Source organism: Vulgatibacter sp. (assembly GCF_041687135.1).
Classification (GTDB): Bacteria; Myxococcota; Myxococcia; order Myxococcales; family Vulgatibacteraceae; genus JAWLCN01.
In genome coordinates, this window is the sequence record NZ_JAWLCN010000002.1 from 750,582 (window position 1) to 761,908 (window position 11,327).

Here is an 11,327-nt window from a genome sequence, read left to right on the forward strand (position 1 = left end):
CGCATCCTGCGCGCGCAAGAGATTCGCTTTTCGTGGGCCAGGCAGCCTTCGAGGCGCCGGCCACCATGAAACAAGAGGTGTCGCAACATGCAGGATCCGAGCACGGTGATCATGCCCCGGCGATCGGACACACCCGCGCCCGCCCGTGGCGCGAAGAAGCCGAGCCGTTTCCACCAGCGCATCCTCGCCGAGGAGCTTACCCGCAGGCACACCGCCGGCGGCCTCGAGCGGGTGGCGCCGGCGCTGGCGGAGGCTTGCGTCGACCTGAACCCCCACCAGCTCCAGGCGGTGACCTTCGCGCTGGAGAGCCTCTCCACCGGCGGCTGCATCCTCGGCGACGAGGTGGGTCTCGGAAAAACGGTCGAGGCGGGCCTCACCCTGGCGCAGCTCATCGCCGAGGGGCGCTCGCGGATCCTCATCCTCGCGCCGGCGCCGCTGCGCGCGCAGTGGCGCGACGAGATGTGGGACAAATTCGGCCTCACCGCCGAGTGCATCGACGGGCCGTCGGCGAAGGCCACCGGGCGCCTCAACCCCTTCGACTCGCCGGTGCCGATCATCTGCTCGGTGCCCTTCATGTGCAACCGCGCCAGCGAGGTCCGGCAGATCCCCTGGGACCTCGTGATCATCGACGAGGCGCACCGCCTCCGCAACGCCTACAAGCGCGATCACAAGACCGGCCGCGCGCTGCGCGAGGCGCTCACCGGCATCCCCAAGCTGCTGCTCACGGCGACGCCGCTGCAGAACAGCATCATGGAGATCTACGGGCTCGCCTGCCTCATCGACGAGACGCTCTTCGGTCCCGAGGATGCGTTCCGCCAGCTCTACGGGCCGCTGCTCCAGCCGCCCCCGCCGCCCGGCGCACCCGATGAGAAACAGATCCTGGCGGAGCGCCAGGATCTGATGAACGACATGAAGGAGCGCATCGCTCCGATCATGAACCGGACCCTCCGTCGCCAGGTGCGCGAATACGTCAAGTACACGAACCGCCGCTCCATCGTGGAGGACTTCCGGCCGAGCGACGACGAGCAGCTCCTCTACGACAAGGTGAGCGAATACCTCGCCCGCGAGGAACTCGCCGCGATCGCCCCCGAGCGCCGCACGCTGCTCACCTTGTGCTACCGCAAGATCCTCGGCTCCTCCTCCTTCGCGATCGCGTCGACGCTGGAGAAGCTCGCCGACTCCCTCGAGTCGAAGATCGGCGCCGCCGAGAAGGTGATGCAGGCCCAGGGCACGCACATCGATCAGCTCCTCCTCGACCGCGAGAACGAGGACGATCAGGACGGTCTCGAAGAGGAGATCCGCCGGATCTACGAGGAGGAGGCCGAAGAGCTCATCGACGACGGCGAGATCGACAAGAAGAAGCCGATGACCCTCTCCGACTGCAAGGAGGAGCTCAAGCAGCTCCGGGAGATGGTCGCCCTCGCCCGCTCGATCAAGGTGAACGCCAAAGGTGATGCGCTGGTCCGCGCGATCCACCGCTCCTTCACCGTTGCCGCTGCGCACAGCTGGCCCGAGAAGGCGGTGATCTTCACCGAGAGCCGCAGGACGCAGGACTACCTGAAGAAGCTGCTCGAGGAGAACGGCTTCACCGGCCTGGTCTCGATCCTCTGCGGCGACGGCTCCGGCCCCGAGGAGCGCAAGGCGCTGGTGGACGAGTTCCGCCACAAGACCAAGATCCTCATCTCCACCGAGGCGGGCGCCGAGGGCCTCAACCTCCAGTTCTGCAACCTGCTGATCAACTACGACCTGCCCTGGAATCCGCAGCGCGTGGAGCAGCGCATCGGCCGCTGCCACCGCTATGGCCAGAAGCGCGACGTGCTCGTGATCAACATGGTCAACCGCTCCAACGCGGCGGAGGCCCGGCTCTACGATCTGCTCGAGCAGAAGCTGCAGCTCTTCGACGGCGTCTTCGGCGCCTCCGACGAGGTCCTGGGCGCGTTGGACAGCGGCGTCGACTTCGAGCGGCGCGTCCTCGACATCTTCCAGTCGTGCCGCGGCCCGGAGGAGATCGACACGGCCTTCAACGCGCTCCGCTCCGAGATGGAGGGGAAGATCAACGCCCGCATGGCGGAGACGCGGGCGCTGGTCACCGAGCGCTTCGACGATCAGGTGAAGTCGCGGCTCAAGGGCGCCGCCACCGAGGCCCGGCAGGTCCTCAAGAAGAGCGAGGAGCAGGCCAAGGCGATCACCCTATCGGTCCTCGGCGCCGAGGACGCCAGCGAGAAGGGCGGCGTCCTCGAGATCACCCACCTCCCCGACGCGCTGGTCGAGGCGGCGGGCGGTGCGGAGATCGCGCTGGGCTCCTACTCCTTCGGCCCCGCCACCGACGCCAGGGAGAAGGGGCTCAAGAAGCTCGGGCCCGGCTCGCCGCTGGTCAAGGCGGCGGCGAAGATGATCAAGAGCCAGCCCCTCGACGAGGTCTGCTACCTCAAGCTCGACGCGGGCAAGGCGCCGCCGCAGCTCTCCGGCCTCTTCGGCAAGGAGGGCTACTGGTACCTCTACAAATTCCTCGCCGGCGAGGTCGATCCCGACGAGAAGATCGTCCACGTGGTGCTGGTGCGGGAGGGCAACGTCTTCCGTTCGCTCGATCCGGAGACCAGCGCGCTCTTCGTGGGGATCCCGGCGCGCGAGACCGTGAAGCGCCCGGCGAACGAGACCACCGGCCCCACCCTCACCTCCGCCAAGGAGTCGGCGCTGCTCAAGGCGCAGATGGCGGTGAAGGCCGAGGCGGACGCCCGCCGCGGCGTCGCCGCCGACCGCGCCAGGGAGCGCTGGGATCGCTTCACCGAGGAATGCCTCGACAAACCCCGCCGCCGCCTCGCCGACGTGAAGGCGAAGTGGGAGGCTGCCCGCAAGCTCCTGCTCAATTGCCAGGACGACAAGGAGCGCCTCAAGCTCCGCCGCGATCGCGACGCAGCGGAGCGCGAGTACAAGCGGCAGATCGATCAGCTCCGGCTCGAGGAGCAGCGCCGCATCGGCGACAAGGAGCGCGCCCTCATCGACGTGCAGAAGAAGGCGACGGTGGGCGAGGTGAAGCGGCAGCTGATCGCGACGAGCTACTGGTTTTTCGAATAGCAGCGCCGCTGCGGCCGGATGCAGTGCCCGGGAGCCCTGCGGGGCTCACCGGGCAGTTCTGCGTCTGGCCCGCGCGCTTCGGTCAGTCGCAGACGAGGGCGGTGTAGACGCCGTTCTCCACCACCTCGCGGCAGGGCGCGTTGAGCACGTCGGAGCAGGTGCCGGTCACGGTGTCCCCGAGCTCGGAGCCGAAGGGCGGCTCGCACCAGCCCTCGCACTGGTCGATGTCGGTGCAGGGCGTACCGCCGTCGCTGCTCGGCTCGCCGTCCTCGCCGTTCGTCTCGCCGCAGCCGACCAGCAGCACGAAGGCCGCAGGCACCAGGATCTTTCCCACCCACTTCATGGCCACTCCTCGAGATCTCTTCGGCTGCGCCCCGGGGGCTCGCAAGCCGGGGAAGCCGCTGCCCCTGGCCGGAAGCCGATCCATGCCATTTCCGGCCCCGGGAGGCCAAAGCCAAATGGCCCCCGGCGGCGCAGCACGCCCGTCCCCGGGCGCTTCGGGGCGCATGCTACTTCGCCGGCGCGCCCGCGCCCACCGAAGAACCCGCGGCCCCCGCCTGCCCGCCCTTTGACACCGCGCGCCAACCTCCGGTATTGCGCCGCCGCTTCGATGCGATCGGAGGAGGGACGGATCCCGTGAACAGCTTGCCGATGTCGATGCCGATGAACGAGCAGGCGCCGAGCGACCCGGGGCTCGCCTTCACGCTGCGCCTCGGCCACGCGCTCCACCGCTACGGCGTTCCCGCCCACCGCCTCGAGCAGGCGATGAGCGTGGTCTCGGCCCGCTTCGGCCTCACCGGCCGCTTCTACTCCACACCCACGGCGATCATCGCCTCCTTCGGCCCGCCCGAGGATCTGCGCAGCTGCATGATCCGCGTGGAGCCCGGCGACGTGGATCTCGCCCGCCTCGCCGCCCTCGACGAACTCACCACCGAGGTGATGCACGGCACCTGCGAGCCTGCCCTCGCCTCCCGGCGCCTCGACGAGATCCTCACCAGCCCGCCGCCCTACGGCCCCCGCATCACCGTGGCCGCCTTCTCCATCGCTTCCGGCGGCGCCGCCTACCTCCTCGGCGGCGGCGCCCGCGAGGTGCTGGTGGCGCTGCTCATCAGCGCGGTGACCGGCCTGCTCGCCGTGAGCACGGGGCGCTTCCCCGGGCTGGCCCGAATGCTCGAGGTCCTCGGCGCCTTCCTCGCCGCAGCGCTGGCCATCGCCGGCACCCGCGTCCTCGGCCCCTACTCCGTGCAGCTCGCGATCATCGCCGGCCTCATCGTCCTGTTGCCGGGCCTCACGCTCACGGTGGCGCTCACCGAGTTGGCCACCCGCAACCTCGTCTCCGGCACGTCCCGGGCGATGAGCGCGCTCATCACCTTCCTGCAGATGGGCTTCGGCGTCGCCCTGGCGAGCCAGCTCGACAAAGTGCTGCCGCCGGTCCCCGACCTGCCCGCCCCACCGCCGCTGCCGGGCTGGGTGATGCTCCCCGCGCTGGTCTTCGGCGTGGGCTCCTTCGCCGTCCTCTTCCGCAGCCGCTACCGCGACGCGGTCTGGATCATCATCGGCGGCTCGGTCTCCTATTTCGCCGCAGGCGTGGGCTCGACCTATCTGGGCCCGCAGCTCGGCGCCTTCGTCGGCTCGCTGCTGCTCTGCATGGGCTCGAACGCCCTGGCCCGCTGGAAGGACAAACCCAGCGTGATCACGATCCTCCCCGGCATGCTGCTCCTCGTGCCGGGAAGCGTGGGCTTCCGCTCCCTCGACGCGCTGCTCGCCCACAACGTGCTCGGCGGCGTGGAGACCGCGTTCACCATGGTGATGGTGGCGGTGGGCATCGTCGCCGGCCTGCTCCTCGCCAACGCCGTTGTGCCGCCGCGCAAGGTGCTCTGAACGGCGGGGTCACGCCGTGGTCGACGGGGCCCACGCCCCTGCCCAGCCCCGGGGCCGAGGCGATGGCGCGGTGGATCCAGACCTTCGCCCTGCCCACCGCATCGCCCAGCGCGAGGCCCTGGGCCAGGTGCGCGGTGATCGCCGCGGAGAAGGTGCAGCCGGTGCCGTGGGTGCTGCGGGTCTCGACCCGCGGCGTGGCGAAGCGATGGAGATCGACGCCGTCCCAGAGCACGTCGAAGGCCTCCCCGCCGCCGAGGCTGCCGCCCTTGATCAGCACGGCCTTCGGTCCCAGCGCCGCCAGCGCCCGGGCCGCTTCGCGCATGTCGTCCTCGTCGCGCAACGCGGTCCCCAGCAGCGCGCCCGCCTCGTGGAGGTTGGGGGTGAGGAGCGAGGCGTGGGGAAAGAGCCGCGTCCGCAGCGCCTCCACTGCCTCGGGGCCGAGGAGCCCGTCGCCGTGCTTGGAGATCATCACCGGATCGACGACCAGCGGCGCGAGCCCGTGCCGCGTCACCGCGTCCGCCACCGCCTCGATGATCGACACCGAGCCCAGCGCGCCGGTCTTCACCGCGTCGGGGCGCAGGTCGCCCACCACCGAGTCGATCTGGGCGGCGATCACCTCCACCGGCAGCAGGTGGACGTCCTGCACGCCCACCGTGTTCTGCGCGGTGACGAGGGTGAGGGCGCTGGTGCCGAAGACGCCGAAGCGCTGGAAGGTCTTGAGGTCCGCCTGGATGCCGGCGCCGCCGCCCGAGTCCGAGCCGGCGATGGTGAGGGCCTTGCGCATGGTGCAGCTCCCGTAGCGACTGCCGTTGCTACGGGGCTGCCTTACCGCCGGGACGCCCTCAGCCGCAAGGGGAGGAGCCCCGCCAGCGCGAGCAGCCAGGGGGCGCCCGCCCTGCCCGCGGCGCTGCAGCCGCCGCGCGCGTCGGCGGGATGCGGGCTTCCCTCGTCCGCGACCAGCACTTCCACCGGCGCGCTCTCGTTGCCGAGTCGATCGAGGGTCGAGACCTCGAGCAGGAGCTCCAGCGGCTCGGTGCCGGCACCGAAGAAGACGAGGTCCTCCCCGTAGAGCGGCGACGCGACGTCGCGCTCGATGTCCAGCCCCTCGGGCACCGTGCCGGAGACCACGCGGATCCGGTAGCCGATCGCCTCGGGATCGATCCCTTCCGGCGGCGTCACCGAGACGACCACCGCGTCGTAATCCCCGCCGCCGCATTTCGCGGCAGGCTCGCAGCCGCTCGGCTCCTCGGCCTGGTGGTGGACCACCGCCGCCCGCACCTCGACCGGCGGCGAGAGCACCACCGCCTCGCGCTCCAGGCCCTGCCCCGCCACCTCGAAGCGCTCCGCCGGGGGAGGCGCGCCGATGCAGGCGTGGGCGAGACGCGGCACCACCGCCAGCGCCGCAAACGACGGAACGATCCAGAGCAAACGCACCATAGCAGGGCCCCCCGGGTACCGACGATTCGCGAGCATGCGCCGGTGCGACCCCCGCAGGCAAGGGCCACAACCTGCCGCTGCCGCAGGGCACGGGGCTGCGGTATCGTGGCGCCGAACCGGAGGATCCTTGCCCGCTCGCCCACGCAGAAGACTTCGCACCGCACTCGTCCTCGGCGGCGGCGCCGCCCGTGGGGCCTACGAAGCCGGGGTGCTCTCCTACCTCCGCGGCGAGCTCAAGCGCGAGCTCGGCGGCCACGTCGACATCGACATCATCTCCGGCACCTCGGTGGGCGCGATCAACGCCTGCTTCGCAGCGGGCACCGCCGCCATCCCCGCGCAGCAGGGCATGGCCCTCGTCGATCAGTGGCGCAGCCTCCGCATCGAGGACGTGCTCCGGGTCGGCGCCGGCGATCTCTTCCGCGTGGCCCGGGACCTCTTCCGCCGCTCGCCGGTGGAGGGCGACCGCCGCGCAGGCGGTCTCGTCGACCCCCTCGGCCTCGAGGAGATCGTGCGCAAGCAGATCCCCTGGCGCGAGATCAGCCGCAACATCCGCACCGGCAGGCTCCACGCCCTCTCGGTCTCCGCCACCCGCGTCGCCACCGGCCACACCACCGTCTTCATCCAGCGCGCGGGCCGCGACGCCCCGCCCTGGAGCAGCGATCCCCACTACCGCGCCCTCGCCGCGCGGATCGGCCCCTTCCACGCCCTCGCCTCCGCCGCGATCCCGCTCCTCTTCCCGGCGGTGCCGGTGAGCGGCGAGCTCTACGTCGACGGTGGCCTGCGCCAGAACGTCCCGATCTCCCCGGCGCTGCGCCTGGGCGCCGAGCGCGTCATCGTCCTCTCGCTGCGGCAGCGGCCGGTGGCGAGCACACTCCTGCCGCCGGGGCAGGACCTCCAGCCGCCGATGCCGGAGGCAGCAGCGAAGCCGCAGCGCAGGCTCCCGTTGCGCCGCGAGCGCAAGCCACCTGCGAACAACTACCCCTCGGGCCCCTTCCTCCTCGGCAAGACCCTTGACGCGCTCCTGCTCGACCGCGTCGACGAGGACCTGAACCGGCTGCGGCGCTTCAACGCGATCCTCGAGGCGGGCACCACCGCCTACGGCCCCAGCTTCGAGGGCGTGCTCAACTCCGCGCTGGTGCCGATGCGCAACTCGCCGATGCGTTACGTGCGCAACCTGCTCGTCCACCCCTCCGAGGATCTCGGCAAGCTCGCCGCCGACTATTGCCGCTCCGCCGAGTTCAAGAACCGGGCGAGCGGCCTCGTCGGCGGCTTCATCCGTCGCATGGTCGAGTCCGAGGCCCGCGACAAGGCCGACCTCGCCTCCTACCTGCTCTTCGACGGGGGCTTCGCCGACGTGCTCGTCGATCTCGGCAGGCGCGACGCCCGCGACCGGAAGGAGCAGTGGATCCGCTTCTTCTCCGACGAGCCGGAGTGCGCTGCGGAAGCGGCGCAGCTCGAGGCGCCGCAGCCCCGCTGAAAACGGCAGCGGCGCCGCCCCCCGGAGGGAGACGACGCCGCTGGCGTGCACGACGAGCAGCCCCACCTCGCCAGCGGAGAGCGCCCGGCCGTAGACCCGGACGTCGTCGAGCATCGCGTCCACCCGCGCGAACTCGTCCACCTGCGTGTCGGTGCACGAGCTGGCGCCGGGCATGTGGCCCATGTAGAAGCGGCAGGTGCCGGGGTTGGTGAACGTCTGGGCGAAGCTCTGCGAAGCGACCTCGACGCCGTCCTTGTAGAGCCGCAGCGTCGAGTTGCCGACCCCCGCCTCGACCACACCGACGTAGAGGGTCCAGGTGTAGTCCGGGTGGGTGCCCGCGTCGATCACCCGCACGCCGTTCGAGTTCGGCTGCCAGCCATCGAGCATGCCGAAGGCGACCTTGTTCGACGACGAGAAGTAGAGGTTGAAGTGGTCGCCCTGGCCCACCAGCCGATCGTTGTTGCCCTGCGAGTCGGCGTGGACCCAGGCGGCGATGGTGAAGCTGGTGCCGAAGGGGACGTGCGGCGCCACCGCGACCGAGGTTGCTGGTGGAGTTGTAGTCGAAGTCGGCGGCGCTGCCCGCGAAGCCGAAGCGGTCGGCGCCGTAGTACGCGCTGGTGAAGGTGGCGTCGTAGGTGTTGGTGGTGTCGCCGGCGCTCCCGTTGAACGGCCAGTACGCGAGGAGGCCCGCCGTCGGCACGGTGAGGGTCACGCCGGTGGTGCGGCTGGGACTGTCGAGGCCACGCAGGTCCTGCACCCAGGCGGTGATCGTGAAGCTGCCCAGCGCGTCGTAGTCGTGGAGGAGCTGCCGGTTCGTCTCGCCTGCGCGGATCGCCACCTCTTCCACCGCGGTGCCGTCGCCCCAGTCGACGAAGAGGGCGCCGACCCGGTCGTTGGAGTCGGGATCGGAGAAGGCGACGTCGAGGGTGGCGGTGATCCCCGCAGCCGACGCCGACATGCCCTGTACCACCGGCGGGCGGCTCGCGATGTCGGTGGGATTGGTCCGCGGATTGGCGAGGTACTCGTCGTAATCGCTCACGCCGTCGAGTTCCGTGTCGGGGTGCAGCGGGTTGGGGAAGACGCGAACGCCGCTCTCGTCGGGCACCATCCAGCCGCCGACCTCGAGGTAGTCCGACGCGCCGTCGTCGTCGGTGTCGCTGTCGTTGGGGTCGGTGCCGTAGACCAGCTCGGCGCGATCGCCGAGGCCGTCGCGATCGGTGTCCTGCACGTAGACGAAGTGGAGGGTGCTGCCCTTCTGCAGGACGATGTCCTCGACGTCGTAGTCCTCGAGGACGAGGTTGTAGAAGACCGTCTCGTCGTCGGCGCCGTTGTTGATCTTCCGGGTGTGCGCCACGATCCAGTAGCTCGAGGTGGCGTCGTCCATCTCGACGCCGCGGATCGACGTCACGCCGGTGGAGGTGGCGCGGGGCGCGGCCTCGCCGAAGTAGAGCCACTCGCCGGTGCCGACCTCGTAGGGCACCCGCAGCACGTTCTGCAGCACCTCGCCCACGGTCACGCCCGTCGCGCCGGTGCCGCCGGTGCCGCCCGTTCCGCCGGCGCCACCTGAGCCGCCGCTGCCGGCGATGCCGCCCACGCCGCCGCTCCCGCCGGGGCCACCCTTCGAATCATCGGTCCCGCAGCCCCACAGCCCAGCCGCCAGCACGGCGGCGAGCAGAGGCAGACGACGCACGTGCATCGAGCCCATGGAATTCCCCGGTCGTTGGTCAGGGCGCGGAGGGCGCCCCCCCGGGCCACCGGAGGACAACCCCATGCGTCACCCCCCAACCGGGGGAATCAGGCCCCCATACTCAGGGATAGAGCCGCCGCAGCGTCCAGCCGTCTTCACGCATCGTGAAAACCAGTCGATCGTGGAGCCGGTCCGGCTTGCCGTACCAGAACTCCACCGTCTCCGGCCGGAGCAGGAAGCCCGACCAGAACGGCGGCCGCGGCACGTCCTTCCCCTCGTACTGCGCTTCGAGGGCCCGCACCTTCTCGCGAAGCGCAGCGGCGTCGTCCAGGGTCTCGCTCTGCCGTGACGCCCACGCGCCGATCTGGCTGCCGCGGGGCCGCGAGGCGAAATAGGCGTCCGCCTCCTCGTCGCTCACCTGCTCCACGCGGCCCTCGACCCGGATCTGCTCCTCGAGGGTGGTCCAGTGGAAGCAGAGGCTGGCGAAGGGACGGTCGCGGAGCTCCCGCGCCTTGCGGCTGCCGAGGTTGGTGTAGAAGACGAATCCCCGCTCGTCGGCGCCCTTGAGCAGCACCATCCGCACCGAAGGCCTGCCGTTGGCGTCCGCGGTGGCGAGGGCGGTGGCGTTGGCCAGCGGCACCCCCGCCTCCTCCGCGCGCTGCAGCGCTGCGGTGAAGCGCTCGATCGGGTTCATCTCGTCCATGCGGTCCTCCGGAAGAGCCAGTCCGGGGACTGATAGAACCTCGGGCCGGGCAGCGCCAGCGTCACGCGAGCAGCGTGAGCGCTCCGGGGACGATTTCGAAGGTGGCGGGCAGCCTGCCGGGCGCCTCGCCGTCAACGTCGAGGAGGCATTCGGCGTCGCACCGGGCCTCGACCTTGCGAGCCCGCAGGGTGCGCGTCCCCGGCATCTTCACGTGGCTGCCGTCGTAGATCTTGCGGCTCTTGGTGACGAAGTCGAGGAGCGTGTAGCCGCTCCAGATGGTCACGTCGAAGAGGCCGTCGTCGACCTGCGCATCGGGCGCCACCCACATCCCGCCGCCGAAGAACTGCCCGTTCGCCACGGAGACGCAGGTGATCGACATCTCCTCCCACGGCCCGTCGTCGAAGCGGAGCTGCACCCGCTGGTCCTTCCAGGCCAGCAGCCCCCGCACCGCGCCGATGGCGAAGGAGGCCTTGCCACCCAGCGCTTTGGTGGACGCGTTCACGTAGCGGTCGATGAGGCCCGAGGAGCCGAAGGAGGCGATGTTGACGAAATGCCGCAGCTGCTCCGCGCCTCCGTGATCGACGTAGCGGAGCCGCCCGACGTCGAGCTTGCGGACCTTGCCGGCGGCGAGGCGGAGCGCCAGCGCGTCCACGGTGTTGGTGGTGTGGAAGCTCTTGAGGAAGTCGCTGCCGGTGCCGCGGGGCAGCACCGCCAGCGTCGCGCCCCGCCGCACGGGCTTGCCGTCCGGGCCGAAGAAGCCGTTCACCACCTCGTTGGTCGTGCCGTCGCCGCCCACCGCGACCACCACGTCGGCCCCGCCCTCGAGGGCGCGGTTCGCGAGCTGCGTCGCCTCGAGCGGCCTCGTCGTGTAGAGCTCGCCGAAATCGCCGATCCGCTCGTGGATGCGGCTGGCAATCGCGCGCCACTCCCTGCCGGTCGATCCGTTGCCGCTGCTCGGGTTGATGACGAAGACGACGCGCCGGCCCATGGGCCCCCTCTACCGCAAAAGACCGAAAAGGGGCGCATCATGGCCTTCCGGCACCGCCGGAGCAAGGCGCGCGGCGTCG

The 11,327-nt window shown here is 70.8% G+C and carries 8 protein-coding genes and 1 pseudogene; 3 read left to right on the plus strand and 6 right to left on the minus strand.

The features are described from left to right. The first annotated feature begins 87 nt into the window (after positions 1-87). Positions 88-3,075, plus strand: coding sequence for an SNF2-related protein (locus tag ACESMR_RS07110; protein WP_373046295.1), 2,988 nt, complete (start codon positions 88-90; stop codon positions 3,073-3,075). Between the two features lie 82 nt (positions 3,076-3,157). On the opposite strand, the gene ACESMR_RS07115 is transcribed toward ACESMR_RS07110, so the two are convergent. Continuing rightward, positions 3,158-3,418 (minus strand): hypothetical protein, encoded by a 261-nt coding sequence (locus tag ACESMR_RS07115; RefSeq protein ID WP_373046297.1) that lies wholly within the window; start codon positions 3,416-3,418, stop codon positions 3,158-3,160. A 293-nt stretch (positions 3,419-3,711) separates the two neighbouring features. Between ACESMR_RS07115 and ACESMR_RS07120 the strand changes: the two genes are divergently transcribed. Beyond that, entirely contained in the window at positions 3,712-4,956 is a 1,245-nt protein-coding gene (locus ACESMR_RS07120; protein ID WP_373046299.1) for a threonine/serine exporter ThrE family protein, read from the plus strand. Here the strand turns inward: ACESMR_RS07120 and thiD are convergent. Together thiD and ACESMR_RS07130 are read right to left on the minus strand one after the other, a co-directional pair. After that, positions 4,874-5,740: a bifunctional hydroxymethylpyrimidine kinase/phosphomethylpyrimidine kinase gene (thiD, locus tag ACESMR_RS07125; RefSeq protein WP_373046420.1), complete on the minus strand. Its 867-nt coding sequence runs from the start codon at positions 5,738-5,740 to the stop codon at positions 4,874-4,876. The genes ACESMR_RS07120 and thiD overlap by 83 nt on opposite strands. 41 nt (positions 5,741-5,781) lie before the next feature. Continuing rightward, positions 5,782-6,393 (minus strand): hypothetical protein, encoded by a 612-nt coding sequence (locus tag ACESMR_RS07130; protein WP_373046302.1) that lies wholly within the window; start codon positions 6,391-6,393, stop codon positions 5,782-5,784. 127 nt (positions 6,394-6,520) lie between these two features. On the opposite strand from ACESMR_RS07130, the gene ACESMR_RS07135 reads away from it, so the two are divergent. Next, on the plus strand, positions 6,521-7,870 hold the full coding sequence (locus tag ACESMR_RS07135; protein WP_373046304.1) for a patatin-like phospholipase family protein: 1,350 nt from the start codon (positions 6,521-6,523) through the stop codon (positions 7,868-7,870). Between the two features lie 123 nt (positions 7,871-7,993). Here the strand turns inward: ACESMR_RS07135 and ACESMR_RS07140 are convergent. The 3 genes and pseudogenes from ACESMR_RS07140 to ACESMR_RS07150 form a co-directional block, all read right to left on the minus strand. After that, a pseudogene (locus ACESMR_RS07140) lies at positions 7,994-8,401 on the minus strand (LamG-like jellyroll fold domain-containing protein); the annotation flags it as partial. A gap of 1,277 nt (positions 8,402-9,678) precedes the next feature. Next, on the minus strand, positions 9,679-10,260 hold the full coding sequence (pdxH, locus tag ACESMR_RS07145) for a pyridoxamine 5'-phosphate oxidase (RefSeq protein ID WP_373046307.1): 582 nt from the start codon (positions 10,258-10,260) through the stop codon (positions 9,679-9,681). A gap of 61 nt (positions 10,261-10,321) precedes the next feature. Then, positions 10,322-11,248, minus strand: a complete 927-nt coding sequence (locus ACESMR_RS07150) for a diacylglycerol/lipid kinase family protein (protein WP_373046309.1) — start codon at positions 11,246-11,248, stop codon at positions 10,322-10,324. Between the last annotated feature and the right edge of the window lie 79 nt (positions 11,249-11,327).

Excerpts from the sequence above, each read along its gene's own strand:
- ACESMR_RS07130 (WP_373046302.1), bottom strand. The coding sequence starts at position 6,393 with ATGGTGCGTTTGCTCTGGATCGTTCCGTCGTTTGCGGCGCTGGCGGTG.
- pdxH (WP_373046307.1), bottom strand. The coding sequence starts at position 10,260 with ATGGACGAGATGAACCCGATCGAGCGCTTCACCGCAGCGCTGCAGCGC.
- ACESMR_RS07115 (WP_373046297.1), bottom strand. The coding sequence starts at position 3,418 with ATGAAGTGGGTGGGAAAGATCCTGGTGCCTGCGGCCTTCGTGCTGCTG.
- ACESMR_RS07110 (WP_373046295.1), top strand. The coding sequence starts at position 88 with ATGCAGGATCCGAGCACGGTGATCATGCCCCGGCGATCGGACACACCC.
- thiD (WP_373046420.1), bottom strand. The coding sequence starts at position 5,740 with ATGCGCAAGGCCCTCACCATCGCCGGCTCGGACTCGGGCGGCGGCGCC.
- ACESMR_RS07150 (WP_373046309.1), bottom strand. The coding sequence starts at position 11,248 with ATGGGCCGGCGCGTCGTCTTCGTCATCAACCCGAGCAGCGGCAACGGA.